Below are 22,045 nucleotides of genomic sequence, written 5' to 3' on the forward strand. Positions count from 1 at the left end.
TTCGACAAGGCTTCTTTTTTTATAGGCAGCTTACAGGCAGAGCCGATGAATCCTAACTATCTCGATTTTGAACAGCCCATTGCCGAGCTTCAGGCAAAAATTGAGGAGCTGCGTTTGGTCAGCTCCGATAGCCAGGTTAATCTCTCCGATGAGATATCTCGGCTGGAAGAGAAAAGCCGTAAGTTAACCGAATCGATCTTCAAGGATTTAACCCCCTGGCAGGTGTCCCAGATATCTCGCCATCCGCAGCGCCCTTATACGCTGGATTATCTTGAGCATATTTTTACTGACTTTGATGAGCTTCACGGCGACCGTAACTTTGCCGATGATGCCGCCCTTGTCGGAGGCGTTGCTCGTTTGAATGATCAGCCGGTGATGGTCATTGGGCATCAAAAAGGACGCGATGTTAAAGAGAAAGTACGTCGCAACTTTGGCATGCCGCGCCCAGAAGGCTACCGTAAAGCCTGTCGCTTAATGGAAATGGCCGAACGCTTTAAAATGCCCATTCTAACGTTTATCGATACGCCTGGGGCTTACCCAGGGATCGATGCGGAAGAGCGCGGTCAGTCGGAAGCCATTGCGTATAATTTGGCGGTGATGTCACGCCTGAAAACACCGATTATCTCCACCGTAGTGGGGGAGGGTGGTTCTGGTGGCGCGCTGGCGATTGGTGTGTGTGACGAGCTGCATATGCTGCAGTACTCCACCTATTCGGTTATCTCTCCGGAAGGCTGTGCGTCTATTCTTTGGAAGAGCGCTGAAAAAGCATCTGATGCCGCCCAAGCCATGGGGATCACTGCTGAGCGCCTTAAAGAGCTTGGCTTTGTTGATGAGCTAATTAAAGAGCCGTTGGGTGGTGCTCATCGCCATCCGCTGACGACGGCTGAGCGCGTTAAAGAGGCTTTAGCTAATAGTCTGGAGCGTCTGCAAAGCTTTGACAGCGATGCGCTACTAGAGCGCCGCTATAAACGGTTAATGAGCTATGGCGCCCCAGCCGCCTAAGTCGCTGTTACGTTTACTGAATGACGCCCTGGCGGAGACCCCGCCAGGGCGTACTATTTGGATAGCGCTGTCCGGTGGGTTGGACTCTTCGTTGCTGCTAACGTTGGCCGCTCAGGTTTGTCGAGATGCGCGTCGCCCTATGCGGGCGATTCATATCAATCATGGCTTACAGGTCGCAGCCCAAGCCTTTGAAGCGCATTGTCAAACGCTGTGCGATACGCTTGGTGTATCGCTAGTAACGGCAAACGTGGCTGTGGACGTTCAGGGCGAGGGCATAGAGGGCGCAGCGCGGCGTGCGCGCTACCAAGCGTTTATGGCGCATATTCCCGTTGGCGATACGCTATGGCTGGCCCAGCACCAAGATGACCAAGCCGAGACATTACTGCTGGCCGCGTTGCGCGGTAGTGGCGTGCGTGGCTTGGCGGGCATGCCTTTTCGTCGTGAATGGCAGGGACTCACTCTGCTGCGGCCCTGGTTGAGTGTCAGCAGACAGACGTTGGCTGATGCAGCGCATGGATTATCAATCAGTTGGTGCGAAGATCCGACAAACCGAGACATCGCGTTTGATCGCAATCGCTTACGTCATCAGGTGATGCCAGCATTACAGCTTCGTTGGCCTGGCGCTGCGCGGGCCCTTGCCAACAGCGCCCAGCATGCCGGTGAGGCAGACCAGCTATTGGCAGCCTATGCCGCGGAAGAGCTAGCAACGCTGATGCGCGGAGAGCACTGCATGGATGCCACCCTGCTTAGCCAACGCTCTTTACCGCGCCAACGACTGCTCATTCGTACGCTTTGTCAACAGCTAGCGCTCCCAACCCCTCCGCAAAAACGTCTCGACAGCCTGCTAGCGCAGTTAGCTGCGGCGAAAGACGCCCAGGTGAAGGTTGTATGGCCGGGGTGCAACGCGCGGCTATGGCGGCGCCGTCTCTATCTCATGGCACCGCTTAAGCCGTTGCCTAAGTGGGAAGTTGAGTGGGAAGGCGTGCCAGGGCAGTTAACCCCGTTGGGCAGGTTGGAAGTATCGCTGGCGCCGCCGCGCCGCGTAACATTGCGTTGGCGACGCGGTGGTGAAGTGATTACGTTAAAGGAGCGTGGACGGCGTGACGTTAAACGCTTGCTCCAAGAGCAGGGAGTGCCGCCCTGGGAGCGCGAGCGTTTGATTGTGGTGATGCAAGATGAGTTGTGCTTGGGCGTGATTCAACCGCCTGCCAACGTATTGTGGCAGGCTGAAGGCGTTGTGCTTGCCCCTACATCTACGCAACCGAAAACGTAAATCCAGCCGCTGTCATATAGGCCTGTTCCTGCTCCATATCGGTACTTAACAGCGTCGGTTCATCGCTGGAGGGTAGCGTCATCAGCAGTGCTTCACCCTCTGCGCTGATCTCTGGTAGCGGCGGAGGATTTTCAGATCGCGAGTGATTAATAAGCACGGCAAGGCGCAGTAGGCGAGCAAGTTTGGCACAACCTTCCTGGTGTGAGGCAGGCAGTGCCTGCCACTCTTTAGTCGGAAACTTACGTCGATGGGCGCGCACTAAAAACGCCAGTAGACGCTGCTCAGGGCGTGAAAAACCAGCTAGATCGGAGTGTTCTAGCAAATAGGCGCCGTGGCGATGGAATTGACTATGCGAAATAGCCAGGCCAATTTCATGCACATGGCTTGCCCAGACAAGATAGTGGCCTTGCTCTTTTGTTAATCCCCAGGATTTTTTTACTCTATTGAATAGGCGAAGAGCCGTGTCGGCGACATTTTCTGCCTGCCGAGAATCAACATCATAAATCCGCTTCAATGCATCTAGGCTTTTAGAACGGGTATCTTCCGCGCTATTTCGTCCTGCCATGTCATAAAGCACTCCTTCGCGCAGGGCGCCGTCTGCAAAGCGCATTTGGGAAAGATTAAAGGCTTCAAAAATAGCGTTTAAAATGGCGATACCTGCCGGAAAGACTTTTGCTCGGTCAGGTTTTAGACCCTCTAGCTCAACTTTCTCCAGCTGTTTGCATTTTAGTAGGCGTTCACGCAGCTTTTTCAACCCACTCCGGGTGATAACACCTTCTTGGGGCGAATCGCCGTAAGCATATAGCACGCTTGCAGCGGCCTTTATCGTTCCGCTAGAGCCCACGGGATCATCCCAGCCAAGGCGTAGGTAGGGACGCTGGATATTGGCCAGTTCAGACAACGCAGACAGCTCAGCACGACGCATACGCTTTTCGCTAAGTTCGCCATCAGGGAAAAAGCGGCTGCTGAAGGTGACGCAGCCCATGCGTAAGCTCTCAAGTGCTTTGGGCTCGAAGGCTTCGCCAATGATAAATTCCGTCGATCCGCCGCCGATATCGACAATCAAACGGCGGCCATTTTCGGCTAGCGCGTGGGCAGCGCCTAAATAAATAAGTCGGGCCTCTTCGCGGCCAGCAATAATTTCGATAGCGTGGCCAAGCTGTGCTTCGGCACGCTCGATAAACGCTTGGCTGTTATGGGCATCGCGCAGCGCATTTGTACCGACAATGCGCAAATTGGCATTCTCAATATCGTTGAGAAATGGTGCAAAACGGCCCAGGCAATCCAGCGCGCGCTGCATGGCTGCCTCGTTTAAATAGCCGTCCTCGTCTAGCCCAGCGGCTAACTGAACCTTTTCACCCATCCTGGCGACGACTTGAAGGCGCTCGTTTTGATAGTTAGCGACCAGCAGGTGGAAGCTGTTAGAACCCAGGTCGATGGCGGCTAAGCGCTGCGGTTCAGTGTTATCCAGTTCAGCCGACGGCGCGGTGAGAGGGAGCGAAATTTCCTTGGGCATGGGCTTTCCTTCCTAGTGGCTATGCCAAGGTTGCGGTGCCTCATTGGTATTGTCAATTGTCAAAGACTTGCGTTTATCGCGGGCCTTGACTACCATCGAACTACTGGCTTGATCCGAGCTAACTTGTTTGCCTATTAAACAGGCGTATTACTCGGGTATTCCGAGCAGTACGTATCCAATGGCATCAGCCAGATGCCCAAGTCGTCAGATAACCCGCTGAAACAGCATTTTCTGTGCCGATCAGATTAACTAGTTTTTTAGCACCCTCACGTTAAACAGTCGTTGATGCCGTCACTCCTTTATTGGCATTTGCTTCAAGACTGTCTAGCTTTCAGTATCTGAGCGTGTGCCTAGATAGGGTTCTGAACGCATCACTCGGCGCTTAGCCCAACTTTTGGCCACGCCTCCTGTCTTATTCCCGGCGCTTGTCGCCTAGCTTTCATGAGCAACTTTCTAACACACCGATGAATCTCACTGAACTCAAGCAAAAAACCGTTCCCGAGCTGCTCGATATCGCCCGCGAGATGGGTATCGACAACTTAGCCCGTTCGCGCAAGCAGGACATCATTTTCGCCATCCTCAAAAAGCATGCTAAAAGTGGAGAGGATATTTATGGTGATGGTGTGCTGGAAATCCTTCAGGATGGCTTCGGCTTCTTGCGTAGCGCTGATAGCTCGTACCTCGCTGGACCGGACGATATCTATGTATCGCCGTCTCAGATACGGCGTTTCAATCTGCGCAAAGGCGACTCCATTTCCGGCAAAATTCGCCCGCCTAAAGAGGGTGAGCGCTACTTCGCCCTGCTCAAAGTTAGCCAGATCAACTTTGATCGTCCGGAAAATGCCAAGCATAAGATTCTCTTTGAGAACTTAACGCCGCTGTTCCCGGATGATCGGCTGCGCATGGAGATCGGTAACGGTTCTACCGAAGATCTTACCGCGCGTATCATTGATCTGACTGCGCCGATTGGTAAAGGCCAGCGTGGTCTGTTGGTGTCACCGCCCAAAGCCGGTAAGACACTGATGCTTCAGAATATTGCGACATCCATTACGCGCAATAACCCTGAGTGCCACCTAATTGTCTTGCTGATCGATGAGCGTCCTGAAGAAGTGACCGAAATGTCACGCACTGTGCGTGGCGAAGTGGTTGCCTCTACCTTCGATGAACCTCCTGCCCGCCACGTGCAGGTTGCAGAAATGGTTATCGAAAAAGCTAAGCGCTTAGTAGAGCATAAGAAGGACGTAGTGATTCTACTCGACTCTATCACTCGTCTGGCGCGTGCCTATAACACCGTGGTGCCCAGCTCTGGCAAAGTGCTAACCGGTGGTGTGGATGCCCACGCTCTTGAGAAGCCAAAACGTTTCTTCGGTGCCGCGCGTAATATCGAAGAGGGTGGTAGCCTGACGATTATTGCCACTGCACTGGTTGATACCGGTTCTAAAATGGACGAAGTCATCTTTGAAGAGTTCAAGGGCACCGGCAACATGGAAGCGCACCTTGATCGCAAGCTGGCTGAGAAGCGCGTGTTCCCCGCGATCAACATCCGTCGCAGCGGTACTCGGCGCGAAGATCTACTAGCGTCTGAAGATGAAATGCAGCGCATGTGGATCCTTCGCAAGCTGCTCAACCCGATGGAAGACACGGCTGCTACAGAATTCCTGATTGATCGTCTGAAAGATACCAAGACGAATCTGGAGTTCTTTGAAGCGATGAAGCGCCGCTAGGCGCTGCATTACGGCCAAGCACTAGCGATAAACGTCTGACAGCCCGGGAAGTGCCTTGAGGAGAGTGCCTTGAAGTACCACGACTTGCGCGATTTTATTGCGGCACTTGAAGCGCAGGGTGAGCTTAAGCGAATTAAAGCAGAAGTTGATCCTTATCTGGAAATTACCGAGATTTGCGACCGGACATTACGTGCCGGTGGTCCCGCACTGCTGTTTGAAAATGTGAAGGGGCATGACATGCCGTTGCTGGGCAACCTGTTTGGTACACCAAAACGGGTTGCGCTAGGCATGGGGCAAGACTCGGTAGAGGCGCTGCGCGAAGTGGGTAAGCTACTGGCGTTTCTAAAAGAGCCTGATCCGCCCAAAGGTTTAAAAGACGCCTGGGACAAGCTGCCGATTTTCAAGCAAGTGCTAAGTATGGGGCCAAAAATCGTTAAACGAGCGCCGGTACAAGAGCGATCGTTTGAAGGCGATGAGGTTGACTTAGATCGTTTGCCGATTCAGCACTGCTGGCCGGGCGATGCGGCGCCACTCGTGACTTGGCCATTGGTGATTACCAAAGGTCCGCATAAAAAACGTCAAAATCTCGGTATTTATCGCCAACAGAAAATTGCTAAAAACCGCCTGATTATGCGTTGGCTCTCCCATCGCGGCGGTGCGCTGGATTTTCTTGAGTTTCAAAAAGCACATCCTGGTGAGCCATTTCCCGTGGCGGTGGCTCTGGGGGCTGATCCGGCAACGATTTTGGGCGCCGTCACGCCGGTACCCGACTCTCTCTCCGAGTATGCGTTCGCTGGGCTTCTTCGCGGTTCACGCACAGAGCTTGTCAAATGTGGACATGCTGATCTGGAAGTGCCTGCATCCGCAGAAATCATCCTGGAAGGGTTTATTTACCCCGACGATATGGCAGCGGAAGGGCCATTTGGTGATCACACCGGTTATTACAACGAAGTCGATCACTTCCCCGTTTTTACCGTCACGCGGATGACTATGCGGCGGGACGCGATTTATCACTCCACGTATACCGGCCGCCCACCCGATGAACCAGCTATTCTGGGCGTCGCGCTTAACGAGGTGTTTGTCCCGATCCTGTGTAAGCAGTTCCCGGAAATTGTCGACTTCTACCTGCCGCCGGAAGGGTGCTCCTATCGGATGGCCGTTGTGACCATGAAGAAGCAGTATCCAGGTCACGCCAAGCGCGTCATGATGGGGGTTTGGAGCTTTCTGCGTCAGTTTATGTACACCAAGTTTGTCATTGTGCTGGATGATGACGTCGACGCGCGTAACTGGGAAGACGTGATGTGGGCAATTACCACGCGTATGGATCCTGCACGGGATACCGTGATGGTGGAAAATACCCCCATTGATTACCTTGATTTTGCCTCTCCGGTGTCCGGGTTGGGCTCTAAAATGGGGCTCGATGCCACTAATAAATGGCCAGGCGAAACGGATCGAGAGTGGGGGGTACCCATCGTGATGGACGATTCGATAAAGACTCGCGTTGACGAGCGTTGGGACGAGTTGGGCATTGATATCCCGTTACCCACACCTCGCCACGGCTAACCCAGTGGCGCAGGTCGGACGATTCTTCATAAAGAGGCTTTCATGAGCGCAAGCACGCCAACTTGCAAGACGTTAACCTGCCAGGTAACCGCCGTTGAGGATTTAAATCCCGATGTCTTTGGAGTGACCCTGGAAGGGCGGCCAGAAGCTATGCAGCATGCGCCTGGTCAGTATTTAGAGCTGCAACTAGACGATAACACCTGGGTGCCGTTTTCAATTGCCAGCGCTGAACGTGGCGATGGCATCATCGAATTGCATATTCAGCACTGGCCTGAGCGTGACAACTCTGCTCGCCTGCGAGAGCTGTTGCAGGTAGCCAATCAGTTGACCGTACGTTTACCCAGTGGCCAATGTGTGTTGGACATCGAAAGCCAGCGCCCGCTACTGCTGGTCGCAGCAGGCACTGGTTTTGCACAGATGAAAGCCATTGTAGAGGCGGCGCTGCGGCAGCAACCTGCTCGGCCTATTTCGCTATGGTGGGCAAACCGCGAACACCGCGATCTCTATGCTGAAGACTTGGCCTGTGAATGGGCACAACAGTATGCCAACGTTGCTTTTCAAGCCGTGACAGAGTTTCCGCTTACCGAGCCGTTGGCGGTTGGTGAACGAATAGCGCACCATCAAGGACGCATTGACCTCGTGCTGGAAGATGCCCTTGAGAGCCAGCTTGCAAGGGCTCAGTTAACGCCCAGCGATTGTGATATCTTCCTATCAGGCTCGCCGGGGATGGTGTACGCCTGCGTTGATGTGTTCGAGCGAAAAAACATCAGTAGTGAGAGAATGTTCTCGGATGTATTTGCCTACGCTCCTCGCCCTCACTAAAATGATTGGCCGATAACTGACGCACGGTATGTGCTGATAACCGATACCGATAAAAAAGGAGGCTTTCATGGCCCACCATGACGACAACTTCAAAGACGAATCAGGTTTACTTTCTATTGTGCTCGGCGTTGTGGTCCTGGTTAGCATGAGCGCACTGCCGGCAACGATTGGTTGGGTACAAGCGTTTGGCGGCTGAAGGTTGCCATTTTGCTTCTATGCAGGCAGGATTAAACACTTAGATGTCATCGTTTGCGATGAGCAACGTGAATTAGACTTATAAATTAGGATGTAGCTATGCACACAGCACAATGCACTTGCCACACACAAGCAATGCCGGTATCGGCGGCTAGTGCTTGGGCGTGCGTTGCTGCGTTCTTTTACGCTGCCTATTGGTTTAGCCACGGTGTGCCCCTGGCCGACCAGTAGCGTCGCGCCATCAGGCACACCGACTAGGTTGCCTGCCGCATGCAAAGAAGCCTCGGTTGGTAGCCCAACCGAGGCTTCTTTCGTTTTAACGGTTTATTTGGTTTAACTATTTGGGTTTCACAGACATTTCATCAAGGAGCTGCATCATGATGTACCGCGCACACTCTCTCGCTAATCTGCTCGCCAATACTGCCAACTATATCGGTTATGGCTATGGCTGGCGATTTAGCGACGCGCGGTCGGTGCAAGCTGCCACCTCCGACCGTGCAAGCCAAGGTGGCAAGTTGTTGTTATCACGATGTCACACGCTTCCGGAGAGTTAAGTTATGAATGCCCATGTCCGCCCTGCTTGCACAACCTTGTCAAACCTAACGTCGTTAACGAACGGCCCCTCAAGCTCATCGCAGCCATTGCCTTTGCCGGCAGAGCTACGCCGCAGTGTCGCTATCAATAGCCAACTGGGTGAGCAAATTGCCAGCCAGCGCCAAGCGGTTCAACGTATCCTGAATGGTCAAGATAAGCGCTTATTAGTCGTTGTTGGCCCCTGTTCCGTCCACGATCCAGAAGCCGCATTAGAGTATGCCGATCGGTTGGCTGCGCTAAGCGAAGAAGTGAGTGAGCAACTATTACCGGTCATGCGGGTTTACGTAGAAAAGCCGCGTACCACCGTCGGTTGGAAGGGGTTGGCATACGATCCTGGGCTAGATGGCAGTGGTGATATGGCAAAAGGCATCACCCTCTCCCGTGAGCTTATGCACGCGGTTGCCTCGCGGGGACTGCCGGTGGCCACAGAGCTATTACAGCCAATGTTAGCCCCCTACTTAGATGACCTGCTGAGCTGGGTTGCCATTGGTGCGCGTACCACTGAGTCGCAGTTACACCGCGAGCTGGCAAGCGACCTTGCGGCAGCCGTAGGGTTCAAAAATGCGACCAGCGGCGACGTTCAGGTTGCCATTGATGCTATGCAGGCAGCGGCTCATTCCCATCAGCGTTTCGCCATGGATAATGAAGGACGCCCGATCATGCAGGAAACGGCTGGTAACCCCAATACGCATGTGGTGTTACGAGGTGGTCATGGCGAGCCTAACTACCAGGCGCATCATGTGCGTGCAGCGGTGAATACCCTACGAGACGCCGGGCAGAACCCTCGCTTAATGGTGGACTGCAGTCACGCTAATGCACGAAAAGATCACCGACGCCAAAGTGAAGTGCTGCTCGACGTGTTGGCACAGCGCAAGGCAGGCGATGCCAACTTGGTGGCGCTAATGCTCGAAAGCCACCTGTTTGAAGGTAAGCAAGCGCTGTCGCCTAACGCGATGCGCTACGGTGTCTCGGTGACCGATGCCTGTGTAAGTTGGGAAACCACAGAACGATTGCTTAAAACCGCTGCCGAGCGAATGAGTTAACCCAGTAATCTCCCTGCAGCTTGATAATCTCTTGTTTGCCCTGGCCAGCCCCGTATCATAAGAGGCAACTTTTTATGATGAGGTTGGCCATGGTTTTCACCCTTGAGCAGCATAATCCCAGTAGTTACCAGCGCAAGGCGCGAATGATCAGTATTGCCATGGCAGGGCAATTAATTGTCTTTGGGTTACTGTTCTCAATGCTGCTAACTTCCGCTTTTGGCAGTACCTTATGGCTCAATGGATTGGGGGTCTTCCTTGGTTTGTTGGCCACCAGCGCATTGTTTGCGGTGCTCAAAGATCGCCCATGGATGGCTGAAATGCGCTACGTATGGCAGCTCAAAAACCACCTTTCTCAGATTAGTGGCTACCTGCAACCACTGCGCCGCGGCGTGGAGGAAGATAATCGTATAGCGTTGGATATTGTGACGTTTTACCATCAAGGCATGACGCAGCTCGCGGAACTTAACGGTCGTACTACCGATGATGATTCTGAACGCCTAGCTGAGAAAATGCAGATAAAGTTAAAGCGTGAAGAGCTGGGGTTGCCAGCCCAGGTTGACAGTTTTGACCCGCAGGACCTGAAAGCATTTAAGCGCCGCTAGCAGAGCGACGCCGAACGTTAAGTAGACGCCATTGACAGTGCCTACGATGATAAAAGGCATGAAATCAGTAGCGGTCACAATAGTGATAGCGGTAACAACAGTGATGACAACAGGGAGCAGAATGCATGATTTACTCATCTAATCGGTTAACTGGTTTGATTGCGCTAACGGCCACGGTGGCATTGGCAGGCTGTGCAAATACTGGGACAACGCCTGCTGATTCTGCGACTGGAGTGTCTAAAACAACCGTACACAGTAGTGCACCGCTGCTGCCTGCTGCACTGTTTCCAGGCAGTGCCGCTCATTTTGATGCTTGGGAGTGTCAGCCCGCCAACCAAAACTTGGTCACCGCGGTGAACGACGATAACCTGCGTCTTTGGTCACTACATGGTGCCTGGCGCTTACCGCAAGCGATTGTGGCAAGCGGTGCGCGTTATCAAGATGGTGAGATCAGCTTCTGGAATCGAGGCGATCAAGCGCAGGTTGAAACACCGCGTGGTCAGTTGCAATGCCAACAGGGGCAGCGCCGAGTCGCAGCGACCCGCGCTGACCACCCTGGCGTGATGTTTCTAGGGCGTGGCAATGAGCCGGGCTGGACGATTGAGCTAGCCCATGATGCTCCGGTGATGACTTGGACAACCGGCTATGGCAGCGAGACGCAAACCATGCCCTATATGGTAAGCGTCATGGACAATGAGGCGGGCAGAGTGGTGATTGAGAATGCCAACGCCGAGGAGTTTTTCCGCGTACGCATTGAGTCGGGAGCCTGTTTTGATGATATGAAAGGCCAGCCGTATCCCGCTCGAGTCACGCTGACAATCGGCGGGCAGCAGTACAAAGGCTGTGGTCAGGGCATCGCTCCTTAGTTGGTACGGTCTTTTGAGTCCACTGATGTGTCAGCAACGGTAAAGCGAAGGCTCGGCACGCCATTGAGCTTCAATAAAGTCGCTGGCACACAGTGAGGTATTATCACCCATAGCCCTGGCAGCGAGCCTTGAAAGTATTTCTAGTCCGGGCTCTTGGGAGATGTCTAGTTGCTTGCTTATGTCGCTAGGCTGCCAAGAGCCGCCTTGCCATGTTGCCAGGGTAAAAGTGAACGGATGAAAGCCTGGAAAGCCAAGGCGAATATCGGTGGCGATTAACGTTTCCTGACCATCAATCAACAGCGTGTCATAGCGCAAAAAAGGGCCAGTAAACCAGGTCAGCCGTTGGCCAAGTGGGCTTGCTAGCACGCTTTCCTCTAATGCGACGTTGCGCTTTATAGCTTCAAGCGTTGGCGCATCCTGATCGTCAAATACGCTGATCAGACTCTCAAAATAGCGATCTCCGTCAATAACCGTTGCGCGCCACAGGGCAATATTAAATGGCGTCGCTTGAGTTAGTAGCGGCGCTGACTGTAAACCTGCGTCCGCCAGTACAGGGGCTAAGCGTTGTTCAACGCTCCATTTTGCGCCTGCTGCCAGTAGTAAATACATGCTGGATACGGCTAATCCGATCGTACAGGCCCTAGGTACTTTTTTGGCGGCAATAGCGATGGTTAACGCAATCAACAGCGGTAAGGTATAAAACGGGTCGATAATAAACACGATAGGCCACGCTACGGGAGGCATATCCAGTGGCCAGAACAGCTGAGTGCCGTAAGTGGTAAATGAATCAAGTACCGGGTGGGTTGTCAGACAGAGAACGAAAAAACACCACCACCTACTCAGGCTGATATCACGAACAGGTATGAAGCGGTGGCACAGCAGCGCCACTATCGTGGCTAAGCCAGTCAGCACAAATAGGGAGTGGCTAAAACCGCGGTGCTCGGTCACATTGGCCACGGCATCGCCGTAATCAAGCATCACATCTAGGTCGGGCAGCGTACCGAGCAGGGCACCCATCAGTATGGCTTTGCGACCCAATCGTTTACCTAATATTGCACCACCTATGGCGGCCCCAAGGGCAGCTTGTGTGACTGAATCCACGTATGTCTCCTTGGGGTAGCCCCGTAATCCAAGTAAGCTGGGTATTATTTTATATAGCTATGAAGAGGGTTTTTAAATGTCACGAAATCATCTAATTAAAAGTCTGGTGGGCAGCTTTCTAGCTGCCTATTCGCTAAGTGCTTTGGCAATGCCTACGGTCGATGTGCACAGCGATCCTAACTGTGGCTGCTGTGGTGCATGGGTGAGCCACCTTGAAGACGCTGGGTTTGCTGTGAACCATCACCGTGACGGCGACCTCCGGTCAGTCAAAGTAGCCAATAACGTTCCTGCAGAGCTAGCATCTTGCCACACAGCCATCGTTGATGGTTACGTGATAGAAGGCCATGTACCCGCTGCAGATATTAAGCGGCTGTTAGAAGAGCAGCCAAACGTTATCGGGTTAACAGTGCCAGGTATGCCGCATGGCTCTCCGGGCATGGAAACTGGCCGGGTTGATGATTACGCCGTTCTCAGCTGGACCAGCAACGACAGCATGCCCGCTATCTTTAGCGAATATACCCAGTAATAATGGAGGGAGAGTGACATGCAGTTTTTGCACACTATGGTAAGGGTAAGCGACTTAGATGCATCGCTGAGTTTTTACTGCGACCTTTTAGGGTTGAAAGAAGTGCGTCGCAAAGAAAATGAGAAGGGCCGTTTTACGCTGGTCTTTCTCGCTGCGCCGGAAGATGAAGCGCGCTCAGAGCGGTTAACGGCACCAGAGCTTGAGTTGACCTATAACTGGGATCCAGAAGAAGTGTCAGGCGGGCGAAACTTCGGGCATTTAGCCTATCGCGTTGACGATATTTATGCGCTATGCAAAAAACTTCAAGATAATGGCGTGACCATTAACCGCCCGCCGCGGGATGGGCATATGGCGTTCGTGAAGTCGCCCGACGGCATTTCTGTCGAGCTACTGCAAAAAGGTGATGCGTTGCCCCCTCAGGAGCCATGGGCGTCAATGGAAAACAGTGGAAGCTGGTAATTTGTCAATAAGGAGCATGAGACAGTGACGGTCAAATTTGGAGCAATGCTAGCCGGTGTCGCTAGCGCACTATTAATCAGTGCGTGTAGCAGTACACCAGAGCAAGAGAGTACGACAGCGCCGGAAAACGTGTCGCTGTCAGGCCCGATGGTCGATCAGCGTTGGAATTTACTGCTAGTAGGTACCGATGAGCGGGTATCGTTACCCAATACACCCTTCTTTCAAATTGGACGCGACGGCAGCGTGAGCGGTTCGGATGGTTGTAACCGATTTACCGGCAGTGTAAGTCTGGGAGAAAACCAGCGTATTGAGTTTAGCCAGCTCGCCTCGACACGTATGGCTTGCCCCAATATGGAAGATGCCAAGCGAGTAACCGATATGCTCGATACGGCCTATCGCTACCTCATCGACCATGATCGGCTGGTGTTTTTTGGACCAGATAGCCGCGTATTAGGCGGCTGGCGCGAAGCTAACTAAGCCGTTAGCATCCGATCGCAGTGATCTAGTGCTTAAAAGGCGGGTTGAAGCGGGCAATAAAGCGCGCATCAATCCGCTTTTTCCATTCCCATACCCAGCGGCCGGAGAAGCCGATGGCACCTCGGCTGGCAATCGCATGGCCATCGCCAGTGCCAATTAGAGCCAGTACCCGTTTTGGTGGCTTCCAGTTAATCAGCGGTCCATTGTGGCAGGCGGCGCGCAGGTTCTCCGCCAGCACTGGCCCCTGGCGCACGGCGTAAACTCCGGCCTTGGGTAGTGGAAAAGAGGACCGTGGAGAAGAGTGCAGTGATTGATTGAACGCTGCACAGTCTCCAGCAGCGAACAGTCCTGGCTGGTCGGCTACCTCAAGTGTCTTATTCACCTGGATGAATCCCCGCTTATTCAGCGGCAGAGCGGTGTCTTGCAGCCAAGACTGGCCAACGGCGCCGGTAGCCCACAGCACGATATCCGCGTCAATCAGTTCGCCTTCAGAGGTGTAGACGCCACCCGCTATTAGCGCCTGGCCGCGCACACCGTGTAGCACCGTAACGCCTGCTCGACGCAGAGCGCGTTGGGTTAACCAGCGGGGCAGCCGACCTACGTCGGGTAGCAGTGTTGTTGATGCGCTGACTAGCGTGCCCTGCCAAGTAATGTCTGAACGTTGTTGGCGCAGCTGCGCCAGCACACTCATTAAGGTCTCACAACCTGCCGCGCCACCGCCTACGCTTACTACCCGCTGTGTAGACCCCTGTGGACACTGGTCAACTTTCTCTCTCAGCGCTTGCCAGCGGTGGTGCAGTGAACTGAGCGGTCGCATCGCCAACAAATAGGGGGTTTGTTTGCCATGTTTTTCGAGAAACGGTTGTTCAGGCAATCTTAACGTGGAGCCCACGTTAAATGAGGCTACATCGAAATGGATCGCCTCACCGTTCGCTAGCGCTAGCTGGCGCTTAGTGGGGTCGAGAGCCACTGCAGGCGAAGTGATTAAGCGAGCACCTGCCCTGTGAGAGAGCGCCGCTACATCAATTTGTGTTTCGCGTAGCGTGCATTCTCCTGCTAGCCACGCTGGCACGCTGCCAGAATAGGCTGATAGCGCACTGTCGCTAACCACGGTGATAGCGATTGACGGATCTGGGTGCTGAGCAAAGGCTTCCAGCACGAAGGCATGGGCATGGCCTGCGCCAATCAGCACGAGATTTTTCATGGGGACATCATTATTCCGCACCACGCCGCCAGCGGAAATAACGCTCCAATAGGGTGAGAATACGCTCGGGCTTGTGGGCTTTTTTCCACACGCCAGCGGTGGCCTTGGCAGCTTCGCCAAGCGTGGGGTAGGGATGAATGGTGCCCAATAGCTTGTTAAGCCCCAGGCCATACTTCATGGCGATGGTGAACTCTCCTAACCATTCTCCGGCGTTTTCAGCCACGATGGTCGCGCCAAGGATTTTGTCTTTACCGGGCACAGTAAGCACTTTGATAAACCCGTCGGTAGCGCCTTCGGCAATAGCGCGGTCGCTTTCACTCATGGCATAGCGGGTAACTTCAAACGCCACGCCCTTAGCGATGGCCTCTTTTTCGTTGAGCCCGACTCGCGCTACTTCGGGCTGAATATAGGTGACCGCAGGCATAAAGCGATAGTCTACAGCGAAGCTTTTTAACTCACCAAACAATGCATTGACGGCTGCGTGCCACGCCTGATGGGCAGCGGCATGCGTGAGTTGGTAGGGGCCTGCTAGGTCGCCGCAGGCCCAAATGTTGGGCAGCCGAGTTTGCAGACGCTCGTTGAGTTCCAGCGTGCCAGTGTTGGTGGTAGTGATTCCCAGCGCTTCCAGCCCCAACCCTTCAACATTGGCTTGGCGGCCAACGCTGACGAGCAAATAATCAAATTCGATAGTGATGCGCTGACCATTGTGCTCAACCGCGAGTTGATATGCTGAGCCATCTTGGCGGACTTCCAAGGCGTTGGCGCTGGTCATTACATTAACGCCTTCCTGGATGAGCGTGCGCTCCACGTGTTCGCCTACGTCTTGGTCTTCTCGGCCTAGCAGCTGCGGAATACCTTCCACCAAGGTGACCTGACTGCCTAGGCGGGCAAAGCTTTGGCTGAGCTCGCAGCCAATTGCCCCGCCGCCGAGTATGACTAGGCGTTTAGGCAGTTCCGTGAGTGACCACAGGTTTTCTGAGGTGAGCAGTGGGGCATGCTCGATGCCGGGAAGCGAAGGCACACGGGGACGTGCGCCAGTGGCCAGCACAATATGGCGGGCGGTCAGGGTTTTATCACCGATCTTAACTTCCCAAGGAGATGTCAGGGTGGCATGTTCCTGATACACCTCAACGCCCAGTTTGGTGTAACGCTCGACACTATCGTGGGGTTCAATGTCCGTAATAGCTTGGTGTACGTGCCCCATCACCTTGGCAAAATCAATATCCGGCTCGCCAGCGTTAACGCCAAAGCGGTGTGCTGTACGCATGTCGTGAGCAGCACGGGCGGCACGAATTAGCGCCTTTGAAGGGACGCAACCGGTATTCAGGCAGTCGCCGCCCATTTTGTGCTTTTCTACCAACGCTACTTTAGCTTTGACAGCGCTACCGATGTAGCTAGTGACCAGACCTGCTGAGCCGCCGCCGATGACCACAATGTCGTAATCAAAGCGGGATGGGCGCTTAAAACCACGATAGGCATTGCGCTTTTGCACCAGTAGCGCAAGACGGCGGGCTATCCAAGGGAATACTGCCAGTAGCGCAAACGAGGCCAAAAGCCCTGGGGAAATAATTCCGCCCAGGCTTTCAAGTTCACCCAGCTGGCCGCCTGCATTCACGTAAACCACCGTGCCGGGCAGCATGCCCAGCTGACTTACCCAATAAAAGGTGACTGTTTTAAGCCGCGTTAGGCCCATCACCAAATTGATCATAAAGAAAGGGAATATCGGTACTAAGCGAAGGGTGAAAAGATAAAAAGCGCCGTCTTTATCAACGCCACGATTGAGCGTATTGAACTGGCGAGGAAAACGCTTTTCAATCGGCTGTCGAAACAGGAACCGCGAGAGTAAAAAGGCCAGCGTTGCGCCGATGGTGCTGGCAAAGGAGATAATTAACAGCCCCCAGCCGAGGCCAAACAGCGCGCCACCCAGCAGTGTGAGGAGTGTCGCGCCGGGTAGCGATAGTGTCGTCATGACCACATACAGCGCAAAGAAAATGCCCGCAACTTGCCAAGGGGATTGCTGGAAGGCGGCTTGGAAGTCGCTGCGATAGGTTTGCAGGGTTTCCAGGGTGAAAAACGTATGGGCACCGCTCACATAAAAGCCAAGCACGGCCAGTAGCAGCAGGGTGATAATCATCAGGCGCTGACGGTTCATGGCAGGCTCCGTTGGGGCGAGGTAGTGTTAGCAGCAGAACATTCGTTTAGTAACAGTGACGCAATGAGCGTAATCCTTACAGACTGTTTGCGCGCTCCAGCGTTTGTTGCCAGCGCTGCCAGTCTTCTGGGCGGTCAATATCCCACATGGTATCGGGAAATATGGCCTCTAACGTCAGTGCAGCAAGCCGCTGACGAGTGACCTGAAGCACTTGCTCGGTACCCCAAGGAATGTCCTCAAATAGGCTAGGGTGATCGTCATGAGTGCCGATCAACCCATAGCCGCCGTCTTCGGCAGGTAAAATCACCACTGGCACGTTTTGAAGTGCTGCACTGCACTGCTTAAGCATGGCAACGGTGATGCTAGGGCAATCAGTCCCCATCACCATCGACGGACCTTGCGTGCTATTCAGTGCGTGCCGGACGCGCATTCCTACATCGCCCTGCCGTTGGGTGGCGAGCGATATGCCGTAGTGAGACTGCAGCTCTACAAACAACGGGTGCTGATGCTCCAAGGAGGTCCATAGCGTGACGTATTGCGATCCCAGTGCTTGGCAGGCAGTGGCGACGCAGTGGCGAACCATGGTGGCATGAGCTTGCGCGGCACCTTCTGGTCCCAGGCAAGGAATTAAGCGCGTTTTCGCCTGCCCAGCCAGTGGCGCTTTGGCCAGCAGATGTAAATGGGGTTGCACAGGTGACTTAACGGGCATTGCGATACTCCTTGGCCAGTTGAGTGGCGCTGACGCCGCGCCAGTAGCGGTAACGTAGCCGCCACATCAGGCAAATCGTTTTCCAGGCACCGAACTGATCCCAGCGCCTGCCTGAACTTATCACTTTGCTACGTAGGCAGGTGGGGCGAGAAACTGCCTTCAGCCGCTTACTTAACTCGATATCTTCCATTAGCGGTTGTGCAGGAAAGCCGCCGACCGCTTCAAAAGTAGCGCGGCGAAGGAACATGCCTTGGTCGCCAGTGGCGACGCCGCTCAGCCGTGAGCGTAGATTCATCAGCAAGCTAACGAGCGGCAACCAGCGGCTTTTTCCCTCAAGGTGAATATCAAACCGCCCCCAGCAATTCGTGTTCAGCGCTTGGCAGATCAGCTTGTTTGCCTCTTCGGGAAGCCGAGTGTCAGCATGTAAAAATAGCAGCGCTGCTGAGCGCGCGTGTTCTGCGCCCAGGTTCATCTGCTGTGCCCGACCAGGGGCACTCGTCAGTAGCGTATCCGCTAGCGGAGAGGCTAACGCCACGCTGTCATCGGTACTGCCTCCATCGACCACAATGATTTCTGTGCCGGTCTCTCGCAGTGGCTGAAGCGCAGCTAGCGCCTCTGTAATCCCTGCAGACTCATTCAGCACTGGTATCACAATGCTAAGCATAGGCGATTCCACGCCAGGGTTAACCAAGGGCAATGATTGGCCCTCCGGCGGCATTGGCATCCGCTTCATCATGAGTAACCAGCAGGGTGGGTAAGCCAGCTTCGCGAAGCTGGGCGAACACTAGCGCACGCATTTCCTGACGAAGCGTGGTGTCCAGCTTGGAGAACGGCTCATCCAGCAGCACCGCGCGAGGCCGTGAAAGCAGCAAGCGCATCAGCGCCACCCGAGCTTGCTGGCCGCCGGAAAGGGTTGCCGGGTCGCGATTTTCAAAACCTGCCAACCCCACCTGTTCCAGCGCTTGGGCGACCTGTTGGCGTTTGTTGTTGGCATGGTGTGGCAGGCCAAAGCGCAAATTCCCCGCCACGCTTAAATGGGGAAACAACATCGGGTCCTGAAACAGCAGACCAATGCCACGCTGTTCGGCGGGCAGGGTGTCTAAGCGTTTCTCGCCCAGATAGAGTGCACCTTGAGCCTGAAAGGCCGGCGACAAGAAGCCTGCCAGATAGGCCAGTAACGTAGACTTTCCAGAGCCTGACGGGCCCATGACAGTTACTACTTCGCCTGGCGCTATGTCACAGTGCATTGCCAGCAGTGCCTCGCCTGCTAGCGTGATAGTCACCTGTTTGATGTGCAAGGTTTGACGGTTGGGTGTCATGCAGCTCCTCGCATTTGGCGGCGTTTTGCCCACACAAGGCGGGGGATCATAAGTGCCAGACTAAAGCCAATAAAGGGCAGCAGCGTCTGCAGTAGTGCCAATACCGCCACTAGCCTGCGATTGCCACCAGATGCCATGGCAACGGCTTCGGTAGTGATGGTGGAGATGCGACCACCTCCCAGCAGCAGTGTTGGCAAATACTGGCCGATACTGACGGCTAAGCTGACTGCGCAAGCAGTGAATAATGGGGCCAGTAACAGTGGCAGACGTACTTGCCAAAAAGCACGCCAGGGCGGTACTCCTAGTGACAGTGCCACTTGTGCCCAGCGTGGGTCCAGCCGCCGGTAGGCTTCTGACAACGATAAATAGAGATACGGCACCACAAACAGCAGATGGCCGGCTACCACTAACGCGTGCTGAGGCCGTATGGCAACGCTTTCAGCGGCCACTACTAAGCCGAACAAAAAGGCCACTTGCGGCACAATGAGCGGTAAATAAAGTAGCCATTGAGCACGCCATGCAGGCAGCTGATAACGCGCAGCATGCTCCAATGTGGCCACGACCAGTACCGCGGCGATAAGCGTCGCGGCCAGCCCCACACTCAAGGTATTGATCAACGGTGTTGCCACGCTGGGTAGAATACGCAGCCAATGATCCAGCGTGAACGTACCCGGCAGCGCATCCGGAAAACGCCAAAAGCCCGCCACCGAAAACAGTGCCAAACCGGCCAGCGCACTGATCGCTAGCAAAGTGACTGATAGCAGCAACGCACGGCCGCCAAACGCAATCGCCGTTGCCCCAGATGTCCGCGAACCGTTGGCTAACCAACGTTGGCAGAGACGTTTGACCCCTTGTTCACCAAGCCACCAAGTCAGTAGTGCCGCCAGGGTAACGCCTAACTGCAGTACGGCACCGGCAGACGCCATAAAGCGACGGTTTAAATCGGGGTCATTAAACCAAGTGAGCACCGAAACGCTCAACGTTGGTGGCAGGGTGGGGCCAAGAATCAACGCCATATCCACCACCGAAGTGGCGTAGGCAATCACGGCATAAACCGGCAAGCGAATCAGTGGGTAAAGTGCAGGGAAAACGCATTTCAGCCAAGCAATGCTAGGTGCGTAGCCCAGCGAGCGTGCAGCAGTGACACGTTGTTCAGGACGCAGCTGAGGTAGCGCAGCTAGACTCATCAATAGCAAAAAGGGCACTTCTTTGAGTATCAACCCCGCCATTAGCGCCAGCCCTAGCGGGTCGTTGACGATCAGCAGGTCAGGCGGGCGCTCCCACCCAGTAAGCCCAGGGGAGGCCCAGCGCACCAGCAACCCAGAGGGCGCAATCAGAAAGGCTAAGCCAAAGGCCACGGCTGCATGGGGAATGGCCAGTAGCGGTGAGACCATGCGCCGAATGGCTCGGTCAAGCAAAGTGCCTTGGCTAGCCGCCAGAAACAGCACCACGATGAACAGGGCCACCAAGGCGGTGATCAGACCGCTAAAGTAGCTCAGCAGTACGGAACGCTGGAGGCCAGCGTGCGCCCATAAGGTTTGCCAAGCTTCCAGGTGAAACGTGTTTCCCCCGAGCACCGGTAAATAGCCAAAGGCTGGCAACAACACCATGCCAAGCCCTGCACTTACTGGAATAACCAAAAGCGCAATAAGCAGTATAGGGGCTAGCCGCAGGATCAATTAATTAACGCCATAACGCTGAAGCCACGCATCCTGTAGCGCCGTCATCCAACTGGGATGAGGTTCGGCCAGGGTATTGGAAAGTGCATCGGCAGGCAGCGCAGATGGATGACTTTCCCCTTGTTCGAAGAGCGCCTTGGCGTTTTCATCTAACCGACTGATTGCCAATACGGTACGATCGCCCCACATACTAAGCAACTGCTTTTGGGCTTGGGCTTCAGGTGAGAGCAGGAAGTTGGCCAGCGCCATCGCGCCTGCTTTATGGGGAGAGTTAAAGGGAATAGCGACAAAGTGAACGTTTCCTAGGGTGCCGTCTTCCAGCACATAGCTGCGCACACTCTCTGGGAGCTCATACTCCATCACCGCGACGGCGGCATCTGTCGGGTAGAAGGAGAAGGCTAAGCTGAGCTCGCCATCGCTCATCAATGCGCGCAGGTTAGGGCCCGATTCCGGGAAACTGCGGCCGCTGCGCCACAGGTGTGGGTGTAACTCATCCAGATAATCCCACAATGGCGCGGTGATCTCCGCAAACTCCGCTTCAACCACTGGCGCATAAAGGGCGTCATCTTGATTAGATAATTCAATTAACGCCTGTTTTAAAAAGGTGCTACCGGTGAAATCGGGAATACGTGGATAGCTGAATTGGCCAGGATTGTCTTTGGCCCACTCCAGCAAATCCGCAATACTTTGCGGCGGTGTTTCAGTTTGAGCGCTGTCGTAGTAGAAGGTGATTTGTGCTTTTCCCCAAGGAGACTCATAGCCTTCAGTCGGCAGCGTGAAGTCGGTCACCACTTCTGAGTTCTCGTCTGGGTGAATCAAGGCGAAGTTAGGCAGAGATTCGGCAAAGGGGCCAAATAAGAGGTCTTGTTCGCGCATGGCAGCGAAGTTTTCGCCGTTAATCCAGATCAGGTCGATGCGGCCATCATCCACGTTACCAGCCTGCTTTTCACCCAGTACACGAGCAACGGCGCTACCTGTGTCATCTAACTTTACATGCTCTACATCGACGCCATAGGTGGACTGCATTTGTTCGGACACCCAAGCGATATAGCGGTTGGTGCGACTGTCACCGCCCCAGGCGTTCCAGTAAACGGTTTGACCTTCGGCAGCTTGCAGTACGGCATCCCAATTAGTGGGATCTGGAGCAGCCATGGCGGGCAGCGCCAGTGACAACATGGTAGTGGCGACAGCGGTCGTTAGAGTGGTGCGTGGTTTCATC

The 22,045-nt window shown here is 54.4% G+C and carries 22 protein-coding genes; 13 read left to right on the forward strand and 9 right to left on the reverse strand.

Annotated features, from left to right (window positions below):
• Positions 1 to 45 precede the first annotated feature (45 nt).
• The gene (locus tag IR195_RS02865; RefSeq protein ID WP_038486504.1) at positions 46 to 1,002 is read left to right on the forward strand and encodes an acetyl-CoA carboxylase carboxyltransferase subunit alpha; all 957 of its coding nucleotides are present in this window, start codon (positions 46 to 48) and stop codon (positions 1,000 to 1,002) included.
• Positions 983 to 2,275, forward strand: coding sequence for a tRNA lysidine(34) synthetase TilS (tilS, locus tag IR195_RS02870; RefSeq protein ID WP_206048694.1), 1,293 nt, complete (start codon positions 983 to 985; stop codon positions 2,273 to 2,275). Before IR195_RS02865 ends, tilS begins: the two co-directional genes overlap by 20 nt.
• On the opposite strand, the gene ppx is transcribed toward tilS, so the two are convergent.
• Positions 2,256 to 3,791: an exopolyphosphatase gene (gene ppx / locus IR195_RS02875; RefSeq protein WP_125745471.1), complete on the reverse strand. Its 1,536-nt coding sequence runs from the start codon at positions 3,789 to 3,791 to the stop codon at positions 2,256 to 2,258. The two genes, tilS and ppx, sit on opposite strands and share 20 nt — an antisense overlap.
• Before the next feature lie 464 nt (positions 3,792 to 4,255).
• Here ppx and rho point away from each other — a divergent pair, with 464 nt between their 5' ends.
• From rho to IR195_RS02910, 8 genes are all read left to right on the forward strand, one after another.
• Complete coding sequence (gene rho / locus IR195_RS02880; RefSeq protein ID WP_038481222.1) at positions 4,256 to 5,515, forward strand: transcription termination factor Rho; 1,260 nt, start codon at positions 4,256 to 4,258, stop codon at positions 5,513 to 5,515.
• 69 nt (positions 5,516 to 5,584) lie between these two features.
• Complete coding sequence (ubiD, locus tag IR195_RS02885) at positions 5,585 to 7,078, forward strand: 4-hydroxy-3-polyprenylbenzoate decarboxylase (protein WP_125745473.1); 1,494 nt, start codon at positions 5,585 to 5,587, stop codon at positions 7,076 to 7,078.
• Positions 7,079 to 7,120: 42 nt separating this feature from the next.
• Complete coding sequence (locus tag IR195_RS02890) at positions 7,121 to 7,900, forward strand: NAD(P)H-flavin reductase (protein ID WP_206048695.1); 780 nt, start codon at positions 7,121 to 7,123, stop codon at positions 7,898 to 7,900.
• A 67-nt stretch (positions 7,901 to 7,967) separates the two neighbouring features.
• On the forward strand, positions 7,968 to 8,096 hold the full coding sequence (locus IR195_RS20520; protein WP_264298868.1) for a hypothetical protein: 129 nt from the start codon (positions 7,968 to 7,970) through the stop codon (positions 8,094 to 8,096).
• A gap of 376 nt (positions 8,097 to 8,472) precedes the next feature.
• Positions 8,473 to 8,649 (forward strand): hypothetical protein, encoded by a 177-nt coding sequence (locus IR195_RS02895; protein WP_206048696.1) that lies wholly within the window; start codon positions 8,473 to 8,475, stop codon positions 8,647 to 8,649.
• A 3-nt stretch (positions 8,650 to 8,652) separates the two neighbouring features.
• Complete coding sequence (locus tag IR195_RS02900) at positions 8,653 to 9,732, forward strand: 3-deoxy-7-phosphoheptulonate synthase (RefSeq protein ID WP_146944162.1); 1,080 nt, start codon at positions 8,653 to 8,655, stop codon at positions 9,730 to 9,732.
• A gap of 89 nt (positions 9,733 to 9,821) precedes the next feature.
• Entirely contained in the window at positions 9,822 to 10,334 is a 513-nt protein-coding gene (locus IR195_RS02905; protein ID WP_125745479.1) for a DUF3087 family protein, read from the forward strand.
• Positions 10,335 to 10,459: 125 nt separating this feature from the next.
• Entirely contained in the window at positions 10,460 to 11,200 is a 741-nt protein-coding gene (locus IR195_RS02910) for an MliC family protein (RefSeq protein ID WP_206048697.1), read from the forward strand.
• A gap of 30 nt (positions 11,201 to 11,230) precedes the next feature.
• Here the strand turns inward: IR195_RS02910 and IR195_RS02915 are convergent, their stop codons facing one another.
• On the reverse strand, positions 11,231 to 12,301 hold the full coding sequence (locus tag IR195_RS02915) for a metal-dependent hydrolase (RefSeq protein ID WP_125745483.1): 1,071 nt from the start codon (positions 12,299 to 12,301) through the stop codon (positions 11,231 to 11,233).
• Between the two features lie 76 nt (positions 12,302 to 12,377).
• Here IR195_RS02915 and IR195_RS02920 point away from each other — a divergent pair, with 76 nt between their 5' ends.
• The 3 genes from IR195_RS02920 to IR195_RS02930 are packed head-to-tail and all read left to right on the forward strand — an operon-like array spanning position 12,378 to position 13,763.
• A complete protein-coding gene (locus tag IR195_RS02920; RefSeq protein ID WP_125745485.1) occupies positions 12,378 to 12,827 on the forward strand; it encodes a DUF411 domain-containing protein in 450 nt (149 codons plus the stop codon).
• An 18-nt stretch (positions 12,828 to 12,845) separates the two neighbouring features.
• Positions 12,846 to 13,286: a lactoylglutathione lyase gene (gene gloA, locus IR195_RS02925; RefSeq protein ID WP_125745487.1), complete on the forward strand. Its 441-nt coding sequence runs from the start codon at positions 12,846 to 12,848 to the stop codon at positions 13,284 to 13,286.
• Positions 13,287 to 13,331: 45 nt separating this feature from the next.
• Positions 13,332 to 13,763, forward strand: coding sequence for an META domain-containing protein (locus IR195_RS02930; RefSeq protein ID WP_206049738.1), 432 nt, complete (start codon positions 13,332 to 13,334; stop codon positions 13,761 to 13,763).
• A gap of 25 nt (positions 13,764 to 13,788) precedes the next feature.
• Here IR195_RS02930 and IR195_RS02935 read toward each other — a convergent pair whose 3' ends face one another.
• The 7 genes from IR195_RS02935 to IR195_RS02965 all read right to left on the reverse strand — a co-directional run bounded on the left by IR195_RS02935 (position 13,789) and on the right by IR195_RS02965 (position 22,044).
• Positions 13,789 to 14,967 (reverse strand): FAD-dependent oxidoreductase, encoded by a 1,179-nt coding sequence (locus IR195_RS02935; protein ID WP_206048698.1) that lies wholly within the window; start codon positions 14,965 to 14,967, stop codon positions 13,789 to 13,791.
• 10 nt (positions 14,968 to 14,977) lie between these two features.
• Complete coding sequence (locus IR195_RS02940; protein ID WP_206048699.1) at positions 14,978 to 17,119, reverse strand: FAD-dependent oxidoreductase; 2,142 nt, start codon at positions 17,117 to 17,119, stop codon at positions 14,978 to 14,980.
• A 76-nt stretch (positions 17,120 to 17,195) separates the two neighbouring features.
• Positions 17,196 to 17,828 carry a TIGR04282 family arsenosugar biosynthesis glycosyltransferase gene (locus IR195_RS02945; protein ID WP_206048700.1) on the reverse strand — a complete coding sequence of 211 codons (633 nt, stop codon included), beginning with the start codon at positions 17,826 to 17,828 and terminating at the stop codon, positions 17,196 to 17,198.
• The gene (locus IR195_RS02950; RefSeq protein ID WP_146944174.1) at positions 17,818 to 18,492 is read right to left on the reverse strand and encodes a TIGR04283 family arsenosugar biosynthesis glycosyltransferase; all 675 of its coding nucleotides are present in this window, start codon (positions 18,490 to 18,492) and stop codon (positions 17,818 to 17,820) included. Before IR195_RS02950 ends, IR195_RS02945 begins: the two co-directional genes overlap by 11 nt.
• A gap of 19 nt (positions 18,493 to 18,511) precedes the next feature.
• Entirely contained in the window at positions 18,512 to 19,147 is a 636-nt protein-coding gene (locus tag IR195_RS02955; RefSeq protein ID WP_206048701.1) for an ATP-binding cassette domain-containing protein, read from the reverse strand.
• Entirely contained in the window at positions 19,144 to 20,826 is a 1,683-nt protein-coding gene (locus IR195_RS02960; RefSeq protein ID WP_206048702.1) for an ABC transporter permease, read from the reverse strand. Before IR195_RS02960 ends, IR195_RS02955 begins: the two co-directional genes overlap by 4 nt.
• Positions 20,827 to 22,044 (reverse strand): ABC transporter substrate-binding protein, encoded by a 1,218-nt coding sequence (locus IR195_RS02965; RefSeq protein ID WP_206048703.1) that lies wholly within the window; start codon positions 22,042 to 22,044, stop codon positions 20,827 to 20,829.
• Position 22,045: the final 1 nt, after the last annotated feature.

It is taken from the genome of Vreelandella venusta, from assembly GCF_015689495.1.
Lineage (GTDB): Bacteria > Pseudomonadota > Gammaproteobacteria > Pseudomonadales > Halomonadaceae > Vreelandella > Vreelandella venusta.

Excerpts from the sequence above, each read along its gene's own strand:
- IR195_RS02865 (WP_038486504.1), top strand. The coding sequence starts at position 46 with ATGAATCCTAACTATCTCGATTTTGAACAGCCCATTGCCGAGCTTCAG.
- tilS (WP_206048694.1), top strand. The coding sequence starts at position 983 with ATGGCGCCCCAGCCGCCTAAGTCGCTGTTACGTTTACTGAATGACGCC.
- ppx (WP_125745471.1), bottom strand. The coding sequence starts at position 3,791 with ATGCCCAAGGAAATTTCGCTCCCTCTCACCGCGCCGTCGGCTGAACTG.
- rho (WP_038481222.1), top strand. The coding sequence starts at position 4,256 with ATGAATCTCACTGAACTCAAGCAAAAAACCGTTCCCGAGCTGCTCGAT.
- IR195_RS02890 (WP_206048695.1), top strand. The coding sequence starts at position 7,121 with ATGAGCGCAAGCACGCCAACTTGCAAGACGTTAACCTGCCAGGTAACC.
- IR195_RS20520 (WP_264298868.1), top strand. The coding sequence starts at position 7,968 with ATGGCCCACCATGACGACAACTTCAAAGACGAATCAGGTTTACTTTCT.
- IR195_RS02895 (WP_206048696.1), top strand. The coding sequence starts at position 8,473 with ATGATGTACCGCGCACACTCTCTCGCTAATCTGCTCGCCAATACTGCC.
- IR195_RS02900 (WP_146944162.1), top strand. The coding sequence starts at position 8,653 with ATGAATGCCCATGTCCGCCCTGCTTGCACAACCTTGTCAAACCTAACG.
- IR195_RS02905 (WP_125745479.1), top strand. The coding sequence starts at position 9,822 with ATGGTTTTCACCCTTGAGCAGCATAATCCCAGTAGTTACCAGCGCAAG.
- IR195_RS02910 (WP_206048697.1), top strand. The coding sequence starts at position 10,460 with ATGATTTACTCATCTAATCGGTTAACTGGTTTGATTGCGCTAACGGCC.
- IR195_RS02920 (WP_125745485.1), top strand. The coding sequence starts at position 12,378 with ATGTCACGAAATCATCTAATTAAAAGTCTGGTGGGCAGCTTTCTAGCT.
- gloA (WP_125745487.1), top strand. The coding sequence starts at position 12,846 with ATGCAGTTTTTGCACACTATGGTAAGGGTAAGCGACTTAGATGCATCG.
- IR195_RS02930 (WP_206049738.1), top strand. The coding sequence starts at position 13,332 with ATGCTAGCCGGTGTCGCTAGCGCACTATTAATCAGTGCGTGTAGCAGT.
- IR195_RS02935 (WP_206048698.1), bottom strand. The coding sequence starts at position 14,967 with ATGAAAAATCTCGTGCTGATTGGCGCAGGCCATGCCCATGCCTTCGTG.
- IR195_RS02940 (WP_206048699.1), bottom strand. The coding sequence starts at position 17,119 with ATGAACCGTCAGCGCCTGATGATTATCACCCTGCTGCTACTGGCCGTG.
- IR195_RS02945 (WP_206048700.1), bottom strand. The coding sequence starts at position 17,828 with ATGCCCGTTAAGTCACCTGTGCAACCCCATTTACATCTGCTGGCCAAA.
- IR195_RS02950 (WP_146944174.1), bottom strand. The coding sequence starts at position 18,492 with ATGCTTAGCATTGTGATACCAGTGCTGAATGAGTCTGCAGGGATTACA.
- IR195_RS02955 (WP_206048701.1), bottom strand. The coding sequence starts at position 19,147 with ATGACACCCAACCGTCAAACCTTGCACATCAAACAGGTGACTATCACG.
- IR195_RS02965 (WP_206048703.1), bottom strand. The coding sequence starts at position 22,044 with ATGAAACCACGCACCACTCTAACGACCGCTGTCGCCACTACCATGTTG.